Raw genomic sequence first — 14637 nt, 5'->3', positions numbered from 1 at the left:
GAGAAAATGGCGTACCCCTATCGAGATGATGCGCTTCATAGAAGAACATACCAAGTTATCAACACCTTGTAATGATCGAAACCTTATCCCATAATTTACCGTAGATCATCAGATGTGCGTCGGACCGTTTTCGAAGCGGCTGTGGACGTTGATAATAAGAATGGGTGCTTGTGAGTTACTGAGTACTGAAGTGGCGGCGACCAGGCTCGCTGTCCTTAAGCTATGCCGAGTGCGATCTGGCAGCCAAGTATAGACCAGTAGATGTACCTTTCTACGATTGGCAAGACAGTTGAAGGCGCCTGACCATGAGCGACTCTGTAGGGGTAGCAGTCGTTGGATGCGGATACTGGGGCAAAAACCTCGTCCGAAATTTCGCCGAGCTTGGTGTACTCGAAGCTCTAGTTGACGAAAACAAACCAGCCGTTTTGGATCTTACTGCGAAGTATGGCGGACGTGCACTTGCGTTCGAGGAAGCTCTCGTCGATCCCAAGGTGCAAGCTGTTGCAATAGCAGCCCCAGCATCTATGCATCATGCACTCGCGAAGCGAGCACTAGAGGCTGGCAAGCATGTGTTTGTCGAGAAGCCGCTTTCCCTTGAGGTGGCTGATGCGAAAGAGCTTTGCGCTTTAGCTGAACGCTTCAAACTTCGCCTGATGGTTGGTCACCTGTTGCAGTACCACCCCGCTTTTCTTGAGCTGATCAACCTTGTGCGGGATGGCAGACTAGGACGAGTTCAGTATCTCTATTCGAACCGCTTGAATCTAGGAAAGGTCCGACGCGAGGAGGACATTCTCTGGTCCTTTGCACCTCACGACATTTCCATGATACTCTCGATCATTGGAAGTGAGCCGGCCGAAGTCCTGGCCTCCGGTGGGTATTACCTGCACGACACGATCGCAGATGTAACTACCACCCATCTCGTATTTCCAGGTGGTGAGCGGGCACACGTTTTTGTTTCCTGGCTTCATCCCTTTAAAGATCAAAAGCTCGTAGTGGTTGGCTCTGACGCTATGGTTGTTTTCGATGACGGAGAAGACTGGGATCGCAAACTGCTGTTCTATCCGCACAAGGTTGAATGGCGAGATCGAATGCCCGTTGTAAAAAAAGCGAATGCAGTCCCAATCGCTGTGTCGCAAGATGAGCCTCTCAAAAGTGAGTGTCAGCATTTCATCGACTGCGTTCTGCACGAGCGGACTCCACGCACAGATGGACGGGAAGGCGTTCGGGTTCTCTCGGTGCTTGCGCGTGCGGCAGAAGCTCTGCGGCGTGCTCGCGCCGGTGAAGAGCCAGCAAGAGCTAGACGTCATCATCCGTCGCGAGTTGAGCCTTCTCATCCTGGAGTGACGATTCACGAGTCCGCTTATGTCGACGATAATGTAGAGATTGGGGAAGGATCAAAGATCTGGCACTTCAGTCATGTTCTCGGAGAGGTGACGCTCGGTAAGAACGTCAATATCGGTCAGAACGTCATGATTGGGCCCAGAGTCACGATTGGTGACAACGTAAAAATTCAGAATAACGTATCGCTGTATGAAGGAGTGACTCTCGAAGAGAGTGTGTTCTGTGGACCATCATGCGTTTTTACGAATGTAAAAAACCCACGCTCAGCGATTGCGCGCAAGTCTGAGTATCTTCCAACGCTCGTGAAGCGGGGCGCTTCGATTGGCGCGAACGCGACAATTGTTTGTGGTCATACGATTGGCGAGTACGCCTTCGTTGCCGCAGGTGCTGTAATCGCTGCTGATGTTCCGGCATTCGCGATCTTTGCAGGTGTGCCCGCGAAGCGTGTCGGTTGGATGAGTCACGCCGGGGTTCGTCTCGGGCCTGATCTGATTTGCCCACAAACGGGTCGCCGTTATCGCGAAGTCGACGTAAATCAACTTGAGGAGATCGCGGATGACGGATTTGATCACGTTCATTGACCTAGCTTCTCAGCGTCAGCGCCTAGGCACCGCGATCGATGACGCTGTCCTAAGGGTCATCAACCGCGGCGCCTACATTATGGGTCCAGAGGTTTCAGCCTTGGAGACAGATCTTTCGGCGTTTTGCAACGCGAAGCATGTGGTGTCGTGTGCTAATGGAACTGATGCTCTCAGCTTGGTGCTGATGGCTATGGGGACAATGCCCGGGGATGCCGTGTTCTGCCCTACATTTACCTTTGCGGCAACAGCCGAGGTCGTAGCCCGTACCGGAGCGACACCCATCTTTGTCGACGCCTGCGAAGGCACATTTAATCTTGATGTAAGCAGCCTCGAAGTCGGTATACGCACGGCACGGGGCCTGGGCCTGAATCCGATCGGCGTTATTCCCGTAGACCTTTTCGGCCAACCTGCTGACTACGATGCTATCGAGGCTGTCTGTCAACGGGAAGGTTTATGGCTACTATGCGACGCTGCTCAGAGCTTCGGCGCGGCTTATAGGGGACGAAAGGTGGGGACCATAGGTCTCGCTACTGCAACAAGCTTCTTTCCCGCTAAACCTTTAGGCTGCTACGGCGACGGAGGTGCAGTCTTCACCAATGATGACTCGCTTGCAGAAGTCATGCGTTCGATCCGCGTTCATGGCCAAGGTCAAGACAAATATGACAATATACGCATTGGGATGAATGGTCGTCTCGATACTGTTCAGGCAGCAGTTCTTATTGAAAAGCTCAAGATATTTTCGAGTGAAATTGACGCTCGTGATCGCGTGGCGACGTACTACAGTGCGGGTTTGCGAGACATTGTATCTGTGCCTGTAATACAGAGTGGGTGTACGTCTGCTTGGGCGCAATATACACTGCGTCTCAATGGCCTTGATCGCAACCAGTTTCAATGTGATCTGAAAGCATTGGGAATTCCCTCGGCGATCTACTACCCGAAGCCATTACACCGGCAGACTGCCTACAAGGACTATCCCATAGCAGGAAACGGGCTACCGGTCTCGGAACAGTTGGCGAAGGATGTTGTCAGCCTACCCATGCATCCATACCTCACAGAAGTCATGTTGGATCGCATCGTACGCGGGGTGAAGAGCGCCTTGAGGCAGCAGCGAAGCATGAGTGCATTGAACGTGGCTGGCAAACGGTCTGCAGTATCCGTCTAGCCTGCAACTAAGGATGCTCGTAGATTCCGAGGTCTATACCAAACTCCAAGGGCCGCTCGGTTCCATCGAAGTCATAACGGGCCGCATTCTCTCGAGTGCCGGAGTCAAGGCCTGGGCTTCCATATTGCAAACGGTAATTGCCACTACCGTCCATCTGGAAGTCTACAAAGTTCGGATCCGCTCGCATGGTGCCTGTCTGAGTGCTTCCATGGGCCGTGTTAAGATGGATACCGTTCGTGTATTGCTCGTTGTTGTTGCGATAGAGCAGATTGTTTACATATCGATTCCTTTCGGCACCGGTATCCTCCAGAATCGCCCAATTGCGACTGTAGAGAATGATATTATTGGCGACGAAAAAGCCTGAAGCAGGGATAGTAACATCGGGATCCCAGTTCGCGATGGCAATCCCGTCGTAGTTATCGAAGATGAGATTGTTGGTTATGATTTTACTATGGGCACCATGATTGGTTTGTATTCCGCGGCCACGATTCCCATATAGAAGGTTGTTCTGAACTAAGCCACCATTGTCAGAGAGATAGACCGCGTGGAAGTAAGTGTCTGAACAATTTCCCAACCCAATGCGATAGACCTCATTCCCAAGTATGTCGTTGTCTTCGGTCGTGTGGCCATCAAGCAGGAGTCCGGCGCCACCATTGTTGGAGCACGTTAGGTCGCGGAAATCGTGCACTTTGTTTCCGACAATGCGTACATTGGATCCAGCGCTGTGGATCCCGATTGTGGCTCCATCAGTCCCGACAATGTCGAAGCCCTCGATGTCGACATATGATCCAACGTTTTTCCAGACAGCTTCAGCGGCGACAACGGCAACTTGAATGACAGTGGTGTGGCGCGCTCTGGCGGCGTAACGGATGCGTGCGTCGGTGGAACCGCTGTTTTTACTGAAGATGTGGTCTCTATAAATGCCGGCTCCCACGAGAACCGTGGTGCCCGGGGAGGCTACATCGGCGGCGCGTTGGATCGTCGCGAATGGGGCTTCTTCTGTACCGGTGTTGTTGTCATTGCCGGAGCTTGAGACGTAAAAAATTCTGGATGAGGCTAAGCCGGCACTGTAATTTTGCGCCTGGCTTGGTGCTGCAGGTATGAGCCCGCAGAGGCTAGCACAGACGATCATTCTAGCGGAGAGGTTGGCGAGCTCTGCAAATTGGATCGAACGCTTGGCCATAGACCCATTCCCGTTCATGTCCTTGCTGAGGATCCAGGTGAGCGACCGTTTGCTGATGGAGCTAAGGCTCTCTGGTCCAACGGCGAACGCTCGTCACTCAACGATCATACCTTAGTCTCCGCCTTTGTTAAATATGCAAGTGCTTCGAAGCTGTCGTCGCAGAGCGTGGAAGCGTCTATGGCGGCGTCCTCGATCTACAAAGAATCCACCTAATTCATACCATAGTATGGCGTCTCTTTTAGACTGCATCGAATTCTTGCTGAGGTCGCAGTTTCAGATCCCGTTCATCGCTCCACCACCGAATCCTTCGCTACGGCAAGCGACGGCAGGTACCAAAGCTTGTGGTGTGGCTCAGCCCTTTGGCATATCGACGATCGATGTCACCCTTTGGGAAGGACGAACTCCATGCCATTCTTTCGGCCGACCTCAAGCAAACGTGGCACATCCGGCGCGGGCAGGGGGGAGGGCAGGTCCTTTGTCCCACGTGGCATAGGCTCTCCGGCCTGCGAGAAAAAGTTGACGTGAAGGGTTCCTGGCGCGTTCATGATCAGCAGCCGACCTGGTGCCTCACTGATGTTGCGAAAGGTGTGGACCTCGCCATTTGGGACCCGAACAAAATCACCCCCTTGGGCAATCCTTGTCTCTGTTCCGACGCCGAACTCGAACGTACCGTCGAGGACGTAGAACGCTTCGTCATCGGCGGCATGCCGGTTTGGAGGAGGGCCTGCCCCAGGAGCTACGAGCGCTTCGACGAGGCAGTAGCCGGCCTCCGGCTCGCGGACGAGAAAGCGGACGAGGCTGCCAGCGACAAGATAAGTATCGGTCTGAGGGTCGGACATGAATGATTTTTCCTTTTTCCAGCTTGTGGTCGAGCCGTGGTGGGTGAGTCAAAGGACGTCAAGCGGGTACAAGGCCGTGACGAAGCATGATGTCTTGCACTCTGCCAAGGTCTGGTTTCCCTGGCGCGTTGACGGCTTCTGCTAACTCCGCAAAGTAATCACGTCCAATCGTACCTGGTGTGATCATGACGAGCGTGCGGGCGATCCCATCGCTCAGGTTTTGATGATGGTGCACCCTTGCACGTGGAATGAAGATCACATCGCCTGGACCTATGTCTCGGGTTGTACTGTCAACGGTGACATTGAGCGTGCCTTCCAACCCGTAGAGGATCTCATCGGCTTCCTGATGATAGTGAGGAGCCGGTACCCGAGCGCGCGGAGGGACGACGAATTCGAATACTGTCGCACCGGGTTCGCACAACCGAAAGTGCAGCTTCAGCTCCCCAATCTGCACGATATCCTGCTGAGCCGCTTCCACTTCCAATCCCCATGATGTAAAGTAGCTTTACGTTTTTATGTAAAATGACTTTACGGATATGTCAATGCACAAAAAGAATCCACCGCTGTTGAGCAAGCGGAAGCTTCCGCCGCCCTCGTTTGGCGCTCTCATGCGCATGACGTGGCAGCATGTGCGACAGCAGTTGCTGAAAGCCATTCACGAGGCAGGCTTCCCCGAGTTCCAGGACGCGCACTTCGCGGTATTCTCATTTCCGCTTCCGGATGGGGTCAGGCCGTCTGAGATAGCACGGCAGAAGAACACGTCGCGTCAAGCGATCAACTACCTCCTCGTGCAGCTGGAAGGGCTCGGGTATGTCGAACGCAGAACAGTTAGCGAAGGCGATGCAGATCGGCGTCTGGTCTACATGACCGACCAAGGATACCAAATTGCGGACGCAATCCATGCGTGTTTGCAACGGCTACACGGAGAATGGTCGATGGAAGTGGGTGAAGAGCGCTTCGAGGTGTTTGTTGATGTCCTCAAGCAACTCGCCGCCAAGGCTCACGAAAAGGATATCAAGGAGAGATAGCGTCCTTCTCGGATTTGCAGCCATCTCACGGATGATGCCATCTCCGACAGATATATGTGAGACCGGAGGCCGGGGATGAATGCTCGCAGAGCGCTGCGTCGTCGAAGACGGCCGCATGGAGCAAAACCCTGCTGCGGTAGAGCCACCACCTAGTCGTCGGACCCCTCATTCAGACCTGAAAGAGTTGGTTGAGATGCGGTGTGCGAGATGTCTCATGTCATGTCTCGATCTCAAGACCTGAACCGGTCAATAGAGTAGGGCCGCGGGTCAGTGAACGTTTCCTCACCCGACATCATTTCGGCCATCAGACGTCCCGTGACCGGCCCTAGCGTGAGACCATGATGATTGTGGCCAAAGGCACACCATAGACCTGTATGCTTCGACGCAGTGCCGATCACCGGACGCATGTCAGGCAGGCAGGGGCGAGCGCCCATCCAAGGCTCCGGGTCAACTCGGTCTTCCAGAGGAAAGATCTCACGTGCGAGCGGCTCGGTCCCATCCAATTGCAGGGGCGATGGTGCCGCGTCGCGAGCCGCGAATTCGACGCCTGTGGTCAAACGGATCCCGACTGTCATTGGCGCCAGAAGAAAGCCGCCGTCGACGTCGACAATCGGATGGTTGAGGACAGCGCCCGCCGTCGGTCGAAGGTGAACATGGTAACCTCGCTTGACTGCGAGTGGTACGCGGTAACCGAGCGGGCGAAGAACGGTGTCGGACCATGGTCCAAGTGCAACGACGACATCAGGAGCGACAACCAAGCCTTTCCGACTCTGGACCTTCCAGCGGGTACCATCCTGTTGAAGAGTGTGGGCATCGCCGTTCAGAACACGACCGCCACGGTGCACGAACAGGCCGGCGTATCCTTTCACGAGCGCGCCTGGGTCAGGAACTGTCGCCGAGTCCCTCCAATGTACGCCGCCGATGAGAATATCCGATAGGTGGGGCTCACGCTGCCGGAGCGCCGCGCCGTCAAGGATGTCGACGCTCAGCCCATATGGCTCGAGAGCTGCCGCACCTTCCACGGCCTGATTGAACGATCTGTGGTCCCGGAATACCTCTATCCAGCCTGTTCGGCGCAACTGCCCGAGGAGCCCGGCTTGAGTCATGAGGAACTCATGCTCCAAGACGGACCGCTCGATGAGAGGCAGCATGTCGGCAGCTGCCCTTTCCAATAACGCCGGCGCGGATTCACGCCAGAATTGCCACAGCCAAGGGAGGATATTCGGAAGGAAACGCCAGTCGGAGCGGACATCTGCGGAGCGGTTCATCGCGTAGCGAAGAACGGTCTTGATGTCGCGAGGAAATCCGTAGGGGATAACGCTCGAACGTTCGATCAGCCCGGCATTTCCGAAGCTCGTTTCCTCACCGACACCGCGCCGGTCGATCAGAATGACATCGCGCCCTCGCATCTGAAGGTGCAGGGCCGTGGAGACGCCCACGATGCCGGCCCCCAAGACGATAGCATCGGCACGGATGATAGGATGCGACTGTGTCATCGACTGCAGAACCTTTGAGCCTGGTCGATGGCTTTCATGGTCCATCCTCAGGTCCCTCATCGCAAGATACCTGAACCGGAACGATCTGTTTCTTTCGTCGGACAGCCCAGGATTCGCCGCACACTTTCAGTCTCAAGCCACCGCGACAGAAGCGGCGCGCTCTATCGAACCTCGACGCTGGCGGATCATGTGAAGCAAGAATGCGGCGGGTCAAGGTCACCTCTTCCTTTCGGCAAGCCTTGCAGTCCCGCGAGAACGAACGAAGATTTCGGGGTTATACGGGGTATCCGGATCAAGCGGATACACTGGCCTCGGCACGCGCGAGAAAGTGAATTTGGTAAGGTCCGGAGAGGCTAGCGCTCCACTGTCGCATACCAGAACGCGACCTGCAATCGGCTCAAACGCGGCGCGGAAATGCTGCATGGATTTGACACCGACAATCTTTTTGGCACGAGGGTCAATCCCGAACGCGAGGAACTGCTGCAGATCATGACACTGGTGTGGCTCCGTGGCGATGACGACCTGAACCCGTCCAACTTCGATCACTGCCGTCGGACCGAAGGACATGTGGACACCTGCATACATAGGGCCGTCACAGACGTAGTCGCCATCGTATACGCTCAGTATAATGCCGGTGAGTTCGAGAGGCTCTCCGCCAAGCGATGGATTCGCTTTGCCGCCAAGGCGGATCGATACCGTATCACCGGCCTTCCTGCTCTGCAGCTGTGAGGCAACCTCTGGGTCAACGATCGGGCAGAAGCAGGCATCGGCATCCGCGTCGATGAGGGCCCGCAGCAGGCTCGTTCCATCGCCATATCCTCCCGCTCCGGGATTGTCGGCATAATCCGCTATGATGACTGGTCGATCATCGTCCGAGAGGGCGGAAGCCACTGCCTGCCCGGGGGACAGGAAACGGTTGACGAGATCCCGACGCATCTCCCACATGGCCCTCGCCAACTCTTCGGCATACACCCGGTGGGGCTCCGGATCTCCCGAATAGGTGACTGTGATGGTCGGGCCGATCTCATCGATGTCAGCATACGGAAAGGCTCCGTTGACGCTCACCGCCAGGACATCGGGTTCTTTCTCATAAGCACGTGCCCGCTCCATCAGGGCGACAAGGGGGCCTATATCGGTCCTGCCGCCATTGGCGTCTTCAAGCATGGGGGGGCGCACGAAGAGAGTGTGGGGTTCGATCTCGCCGGCCATGGCTTGATGCAGCAACTCGCCCGCCTGTTGCCCCGCCAAGCGCATGTCAATATGAGGATATGTCTTGTAAGATACGAGAATGTCGGCCAATTCACACATCCGTCTTGTGACATTGGCGTGCAGGTCCAAAGTTGCCGCGATGGGAATGTCCGAGCCGGCAATAGCCCGAATGCGTTCGAGCATGTCGCCTTCGCCGTCGCCAGAACGTGTCGTGACCATGGCACCGTGGAAAGCGAGCAGAATTCCGTCGAGTCGTTGCCGCTCTCTCCGGACTGCTTCTTCGACGACATTCATGATCTGGTCAAAAGCCTCTGCGGTGACGCAGCCCGCCGGATTAGCATGAGCGCTGATAACATGGATAAGTTCCCAGTTCCTCTCACGTGCAACATCGAGAAAGCCGGCGACCTCGGTATTGGTCCCATCCAGCGCCTCCAGAGCTTCATTGCCGTGGAGTAGAATGACGTCGGCGAAGCGGTCAAGGGATGTCAGACGGACGCTGAATGAATTCGACTCGTGCATGACCTGCGCCGAGAGAACACGAAAGGACATGGTCCGACTCCAAAATTCGAGCAGGCGAGTGAGCAGATTTTTGTGAGGTGACGACGCCCATGTGCCAGGCCGTCGTCCATCGGGACAGCATCCCCCGCTCAGGTGAAGGAGCGGGGGATTGGCAATGGATGCCTGTTATTGTGCGGCAAGATCCCGTTTGAACCACTTCTGGGACAGTCGCGAGATGGTGCCATCAGCGAGAGCCGCGGCAATGGCGTCGTCGAGCATGGCTTTCAGATCTTGATCAGATTTGCGCAAGCCTGCTGCGACGCCGCGACCCATGAAGCCTCCGGTGAAGCCGGGTCCAGCAATGACGAAATTCTCGAAACCCGGTTTGCTCAAAGTCGTGTCGAGACTCGTCGTGGCCGCGGCGATTGCATCGACGCGCCCAGCGGCGAGGTCGAGGTCATGTTGCTCTGTGGTTTTGTATTCGCGGATCTCCACACCTGGGAACAAGCGCTCCATCATAATGGCAAGCGTCGTCGAACCCTGAACGCCAACAACCTTTCCCTTGAGAAGAGGCTTGATCTCGTCAGCTGCCTTCTGGGCCGCTGCTGCGTGGACACCGATATCGAATATCTGGTTGTTTGGCACTTTTGCCAGCGGGGAGTCTTTTGGAACAAGGAATGCGCCTGGAGTGCGAGCATAGGGTCGCGAGAAATCGATGGTCTCCAGCCGCTTATCCGTGATCTGCATCCCGGCCATGATAGCGTCGTATTTTCCCGCATTGAGCGCCGGGATGATACCATCCCAGTCCTGAGCGACGATCTCGCACTTCACTTTCATCCGCGGGCACAGCTCCGCAACCAAGTCAATCTCGAAGCCTTCGAGCTTGCCGCCAGCGCCGGTGAAGTTCCACGGCGCGTAGGCTCCCTCTGTGGCGATCCTCACGACGTCCCATCTTTTCGCCTGTGCGAAGGCTCCACCTGTTGCCGCGAGAAGCCCTAAAGCCACGATGCCGAATATTTGCCGATGCTTCACCAAGCCACTCCATGTTGCGAGCTTCCCAATCCCACGGGGGCTGAGGAGCCTCTCCGCCATGTGCTCATGATCTTGCTCTAGACAGAAAGGCTCACGCAAACGAGAATGTCTCCGGCTTGACTGTGAGAAAATCTAACCATGGTGACGCGCCGGCTCCCTCCTCTCAACGCATTGCGCGCCTTTGAGGCAGCTGCTCGCCGACGCTCGATCTCCCGGGCGGCGGAGGAGCTCGGGGTGACGCACGGAGCCGTGAGCCATCAGGTTCGTACCCTGGAGGAGTTCGTTGGAACGGATCTCCTGGAGCGGGCGGGAAACCGCTTCAAGCTCACGGTAGCGGGAGAGCAACTTCTGAGTCCGTTGAGTTCTGGTTTCGACCTTCTCACAGCAGCCGTCATCAGCTTGGATCAGCCGAGCGTTCGAGGCGACGTTACGATAAGCGCGCCTCCCGCCCTGACATGCCTATGGCTGGTCAAAACGGTCGGCAGTCTTCTGAAGCAGTATCCCGATCTGCGGCTGCACCTGCGCCCTTCGAACAGCCCAAAGGAAGTCATCGCCTCCGATGTCGACCTGTGCATCCGCTATGGCGATGGGATCTGGCCCGGCCGGCGCAGCGAAAGGCTAGCCGACACCGAACTGTTTCCGGTCTGCTGCGCGGCGTTTCGAACGAGCAGAGACCTTGGGCAGCTTGCCGATGCACCCCTCCTGTGTGCCGCAAACGGCCATGAATGGGACCTCTGGCTCGGAACCGTCCCGCAAGGCGGTGTTCTCATGGGAGGGCGCCACTATCTCGGAAATCACCTGGCTATGATTGAGGCGGCGGTTGGAGGTGTTGGGCTTGCAATGGGAGACAGCGTAACCTGTCGACGTTACTTGGAGGCCGGAATTCTTGTACGGCCTTTCGCCGAGAGCGTCCGGGCCCCAGACTCGTTTTTCCTGATCGATGCCGGTGATCATGAGAGGCGCCCGGCCGTGACGGCCGTACGGCGATGGATCCTTGAGAGTTTCAGTCGCGGAGCGTCGTGAACTCGTTGAACACTGCATGAAATCATGGGAGATGCCTGTTCTTGGGACAGGAGGGGTTGACCCTTGGCGCGGGCCACGCTTTGGAGCATCCTATGGTCCGGCAGCGTGCCTGCCTGTATGAGAGATGAGGAACCCAATGGCCAGAGCCACTACGAAGTCCGCCGCTGCCAAGACTGCCCCCAAAAAGACTGCCCCCAAAAAGGCCGCCGCCAAGACGGCGATGCGGACCTCGACCGCCAAAGCGACAAAGGCAGCCCAGGGCAAGGCGGCCTCAAGCAAGGCGGCTTCAGGCAAGGCGGCCGCCAAGGGAGCCCTTGCGAAGGTGCCTGCAAAGCCCGCACGCGGCGCCTCCAAGGCGACAGCGGCTGGGGCTGTGCTGACGCTACGCCATATCGCGGAAGAGATCGCCCTTGGGCACGAGTTGGCCAAGCGCCAAGCCAATGAGCTCATGGCGCAGGTCGTCGAGATCATCACCCGGCGTCTGAAGAAGGGCGACAAGATCCGCCTCTCGGGTCTGGGGATCCTGCAGGTGAAGAAGCGGGCCGCCCGCATGGGCCGCAATCCGGCCACCGGCGAGGCGATCAAGATCAAAGCCTCCAAGAAGATCGCTTTCCGCCCTGCCAAGGAACTCAAGGACAGCATCTGACAAAGGTACAGGGCACGACGTCGAGAAAGCGATCAAGGCGGCATCGCCAGGGCATATAGCTTGCCCTTGCCAGCGATCCTGGAGCTTGTCCCCGCATCAGGTTCAATCGAACGCGAACCAATCTGCAAGGGGCTCGAACGAGCCTTCGTCCGCACCGAGCGTCCTTAGACATATCCATTCCCATCGTTGTGCCGGAGCCCATACATCAGGCTCCGGCAATCGTTGAATGGACGTAAGGAGGGTCTACGGATATCGCGGAGCGGTTGCGTCTCATGTGACGACCTAGTGTTTCGGCCACATCGAAGCCTGTCGCGGCCCAAAAGTCGGCTTCGAAACTTCAATGAACGCCAAGTGCCTCGAACTCAGCCCGCTGGTGAGAATTCAGTGCCGCAGCGGACGTCGCCGGAGTGCCTAGTGACCCGGGAAAACTCTCACTCCGATCCTTGAGCCCAGCAACGTGGCTTTCGCTCAGCCCCGCTCGAGACGATACACATACAGGGTTTGGCCGTGGGCCGACGTCATCTCTAACGCACAGCATCAGCGCGACGTGCCTGGAGACGAACAAGATGACGTGAGTGCCGGTCGAAGAATGTTCCTGCCTGTAGACTTTCGTATAGGCACCCATGACCGCAATTGACGCCCATGATCGTTTAGGATCATAAATGATCATGTTCGATCAAAGAGGCCCATGTGAAGAGCGAGGCGGACCAGTTTTCAGATTTGGACGGCACAGCTCTCCAGGCCTCGGCACCGGAGCGTCAAGCTCGCATGCTCGAACATCTCCGATCCGAATTGTTCGTTGATGTTCAGGTTCTTAGGGAGAAACTGGGAGTATCGATAGCGACGATCCGGCGGGATCTGACCGAGCTTGAGAGCAGAGGCTTGCTCAAGCGGACCCATGGCGGAGCGGTCGTAATCAATCAGGTTACGCGCGATAATATAACGCCGGTGCGTGAAATTACCCACGCACCGGAGAAACAGCGGATCGGCACGGCGGCCGCTTCCATGGTCGTGGAAGGCGATGCCGTCATGATCGACAGCGGAACCACATCGCTCCAAGTCGCGCGGAGGCTGGCTGCCAACGCGTCGCTGACATTCGTGACCAACGGCAGCGACACGATCTCCACGCTGGTGTCTGGCGGTGCGAAGAACGTTCATGTGATCGGTGGCCAGTACATCGACATCAACCGCTCCTTCAGCGGCACGATGGCCGCCGACATGGTTCGCCGGTTCAGCGTCGACAAAGCCATTCTCAGCGTGTCGGCGATCGATCTCAACCGGGGGTTGATCTGCACCTTGAGCCCGGAGATCGGTTGCGTCCAACAAGCTATGATCGAAATCGCTCAGACAGTCATCGTGGTGGCCGACCATTCGAAATTCGGACGGTCTGCCCTGTCGGCGATCGCCCCGCTCGATCGGGTCGACTACATCGTGACGAACGAGGAAACGCAGGAGAACTTGCGGCCTCTCCCCGAGAAAATCAGAAAAAAGTTCGTATTCGCCTGACGTTACGTCAGCGCTGGGAGAAAACCGTTGCCCGGGATCGAAGTTGACAGGCTTGTCAAGGAATGGAGCGGCACACGGGCCGTCGACCAGGTCAGTTTCAAAACCGGCGAGGCGGAGTTCGTGGCTCTGTTGGGCCCATCCGGTTGTGGAAAATCAACGACGCTGAGGCTGATCGCAGGCTTGGAGAGCGCCAACAGCGGCCGGATCATGATCGCCGGCAAGGATGTGACGGAGTCTCCTGCGTCCAAGCGCAACCTTTCGATGGTCTTCCAGTCCTATGCTCTATTCCCCCATATGAGTGTTGCGGAGAACATTGTTTTCGGTCTCTCCATCCGGGGTGTTGCCAAAGCCGATCAGAACAAGCGCTTGGCGGCTATCGCCAAACTCCTGAGCCTGTCCCACCTCCTCGACCGAAAGCCCAGCCAGCTTTCGGGAGGGCAACAACAGCGTGTGGCACTCGGGCGAGCCCTCATTGCCGAAACGCCGGTCTGCCTGCTCGACGAACCGCTCTCGAACTTGGACGCCCAGCTTCGCTCCGAGATGCGTACCGAAATCCGGTCGCTCCAGCGCCGCTTAGGTCTGACCATGCTTTTTGTGACCCATGATCAGACTGAGGCCATGAGTATGGCCGACCGGATCATTCTGATGCGCAATGGAAAGGTTGAGCAAAGCGGCGAGCCGCATGAACTCTATGAGCGACCCGCCTCGACCTTCGTCGCTCGGTTTATCGGCACTCCTCCCATGAATGTCGTGGAACTCACATCAAGCTTTCAGGCGGCGGAGGTTGGTCAAAATGCGCCGATCTCCTCTTCGTCGCCGGTGCTGATGGGTATCCGACCCGAAGATATCCAGTTCTCGGACAGCGGATTGCGGGCTGTGGTTGAGAGTTCCGAATACTTCGGAGCGGACTCGGTGACCCTTTGTCAGGCGGGAGACCAGAAGCTGCTCGTAAGAACGCCAGGTCGGCCGAAGTTGGAGGCCGGCGCCGCTGTCCACTTACGCTGGGCTGCTACATCCGCCCATTACTTCGACGCAGAGAGCGGATTGCGATGCGACCCGCCCCGAAAGGAACTCAGACTGCAACAGGCCTGAG

At 56.9% G+C, this 14637-nt stretch carries 13 protein-coding genes; 7 read left to right on the top strand and 6 right to left on the bottom strand.

Features of this window, described 5'->3' with window-relative positions; genetic code table 11:
• Positions 1–305: 305 nt before the first annotated feature.
• Together ILT42_RS23180 and ILT42_RS03310 are read left to right on the top strand one after the other, a co-directional pair.
• Positions 306–1922 (top strand): Gfo/Idh/MocA family oxidoreductase, encoded by a 1617-nt coding sequence (locus tag ILT42_RS23180; RefSeq protein WP_204213889.1) that lies wholly within the window; start codon positions 306–308, stop codon positions 1920–1922.
• The gene (locus tag ILT42_RS03310; RefSeq protein ID WP_324617695.1) at positions 1897–3084 is read left to right on the top strand and encodes a DegT/DnrJ/EryC1/StrS family aminotransferase; all 1188 of its coding nucleotides are present in this window, start codon (positions 1897–1899) and stop codon (positions 3082–3084) included. Before ILT42_RS23180 ends, ILT42_RS03310 begins: the two co-directional genes overlap by 26 nt.
• Positions 3085–3091: 7 nt before the next feature.
• Here ILT42_RS03310 and ILT42_RS03305 read toward each other — a convergent pair whose 3' ends face one another.
• From ILT42_RS03305 to ILT42_RS03295, 3 genes are all read right to left on the bottom strand, one after another.
• Positions 3092–4267 carry a DUF1565 domain-containing protein gene (locus tag ILT42_RS03305; protein WP_204213888.1) on the bottom strand — a complete coding sequence of 392 codons (1176 nt, stop codon included), beginning with the start codon at positions 4265–4267 and terminating at the stop codon, positions 3092–3094.
• A gap of 380 nt (positions 4268–4647) precedes the next feature.
• On the bottom strand, positions 4648–5106 hold the full coding sequence (locus ILT42_RS03300; protein ID WP_204213887.1) for a cupin domain-containing protein: 459 nt from the start codon (positions 5104–5106) through the stop codon (positions 4648–4650).
• A gap of 58 nt (positions 5107–5164) precedes the next feature.
• Positions 5165–5584, bottom strand: coding sequence for a cupin domain-containing protein (locus tag ILT42_RS03295; protein ID WP_204213886.1), 420 nt, complete (start codon positions 5582–5584; stop codon positions 5165–5167).
• 64 nt (positions 5585–5648) lie between these two features.
• Between ILT42_RS03295 and ILT42_RS03290 the strand changes: the two genes are divergently transcribed.
• On the top strand, positions 5649–6134 hold the full coding sequence (locus ILT42_RS03290) for a MarR family winged helix-turn-helix transcriptional regulator (RefSeq protein WP_204213885.1): 486 nt from the start codon (positions 5649–5651) through the stop codon (positions 6132–6134).
• 230 nt (positions 6135–6364) lie between these two features.
• Here ILT42_RS03290 and ILT42_RS03285 read toward each other — a convergent pair whose 3' ends face one another.
• The 3 genes from ILT42_RS03285 to ILT42_RS03275 all read right to left on the bottom strand — a co-directional run bounded on the left by ILT42_RS03285 (position 6365) and on the right by ILT42_RS03275 (position 10369).
• On the bottom strand, positions 6365–7630 hold the full coding sequence (locus ILT42_RS03285; protein ID WP_229428445.1) for an NAD(P)/FAD-dependent oxidoreductase: 1266 nt from the start codon (positions 7628–7630) through the stop codon (positions 6365–6367).
• A 216-nt stretch (positions 7631–7846) separates the two neighbouring features.
• Complete coding sequence (locus tag ILT42_RS03280) at positions 7847–9388, bottom strand: M81 family metallopeptidase (RefSeq protein WP_204213883.1); 1542 nt, start codon at positions 9386–9388, stop codon at positions 7847–7849.
• A gap of 135 nt (positions 9389–9523) precedes the next feature.
• Positions 9524–10369, bottom strand: coding sequence for a transporter substrate-binding domain-containing protein (locus ILT42_RS03275; RefSeq protein ID WP_204213882.1), 846 nt, complete (start codon positions 10367–10369; stop codon positions 9524–9526).
• A gap of 138 nt (positions 10370–10507) precedes the next feature.
• On the opposite strand from ILT42_RS03275, the gene ILT42_RS03270 reads away from it, so the two are divergent.
• From ILT42_RS03270 to ILT42_RS03255, 4 genes are all read left to right on the top strand, one after another.
• On the top strand, positions 10508–11392 hold the full coding sequence (locus ILT42_RS03270; RefSeq protein WP_204213881.1) for a LysR substrate-binding domain-containing protein: 885 nt from the start codon (positions 10508–10510) through the stop codon (positions 11390–11392).
• Positions 11393–11528: 136 nt separating this feature from the next.
• Positions 11529–12038 (top strand): HU family DNA-binding protein, encoded by a 510-nt coding sequence (locus ILT42_RS23175; RefSeq protein ID WP_324617694.1) that lies wholly within the window; start codon positions 11529–11531, stop codon positions 12036–12038.
• A 690-nt stretch (positions 12039–12728) separates the two neighbouring features.
• Positions 12729–13544 carry a DeoR/GlpR family DNA-binding transcription regulator gene (locus ILT42_RS03260; protein WP_204213880.1) on the top strand — a complete coding sequence of 272 codons (816 nt, stop codon included), beginning with the start codon at positions 12729–12731 and terminating at the stop codon, positions 13542–13544.
• A gap of 27 nt (positions 13545–13571) precedes the next feature.
• The gene (locus ILT42_RS03255; RefSeq protein WP_204213879.1) at positions 13572–14636 is read left to right on the top strand and encodes an ABC transporter ATP-binding protein; all 1065 of its coding nucleotides are present in this window, start codon (positions 13572–13574) and stop codon (positions 14634–14636) included.
• Position 14637 lies beyond the last annotated feature (1 nt).

This window comes from Microvirga pudoricolor, from assembly GCF_016892705.1.
In the GTDB taxonomy this organism is placed as follows: Bacteria; Pseudomonadota; Alphaproteobacteria; order Rhizobiales; family Beijerinckiaceae; genus Microvirga; species Microvirga pudoricolor.
This window is presented reverse-complemented; position numbering and strand designations above follow the sequence as displayed.

Bases quoted from the DNA above. Each gene is read 5' to 3' on its own strand.
- ILT42_RS23180 (WP_204213889.1), top strand. From the start codon at position 306: ATGAGCGACTCTGTAGGGGTAGCAGTCGTTGGATGCGGATACTGGGGC.
- ILT42_RS03310 (WP_324617695.1), top strand. From the start codon at position 1,897: ATGACGGATTTGATCACGTTCATTGACCTAGCTTCTCAGCGTCAGCGC.
- ILT42_RS03305 (WP_204213888.1), bottom strand. From the start codon at position 4,267: ATGGCCAAGCGTTCGATCCAATTTGCAGAGCTCGCCAACCTCTCCGCT.
- ILT42_RS03300 (WP_204213887.1), bottom strand. From the start codon at position 5,106: ATGTCCGACCCTCAGACCGATACTTATCTTGTCGCTGGCAGCCTCGTC.
- ILT42_RS03290 (WP_204213885.1), top strand. From the start codon at position 5,649: ATGCACAAAAAGAATCCACCGCTGTTGAGCAAGCGGAAGCTTCCGCCG.
- ILT42_RS03285 (WP_229428445.1), bottom strand. From the start codon at position 7,630: ATGACACAGTCGCATCCTATCATCCGTGCCGATGCTATCGTCTTGGGG.
- ILT42_RS03280 (WP_204213883.1), bottom strand. From the start codon at position 9,388: ATGTCCTTTCGTGTTCTCTCGGCGCAGGTCATGCACGAGTCGAATTCA.
- ILT42_RS03270 (WP_204213881.1), top strand. From the start codon at position 10,508: ATGGTGACGCGCCGGCTCCCTCCTCTCAACGCATTGCGCGCCTTTGAG.
- ILT42_RS23175 (WP_324617694.1), top strand. From the start codon at position 11,529: ATGGCCAGAGCCACTACGAAGTCCGCCGCTGCCAAGACTGCCCCCAAA.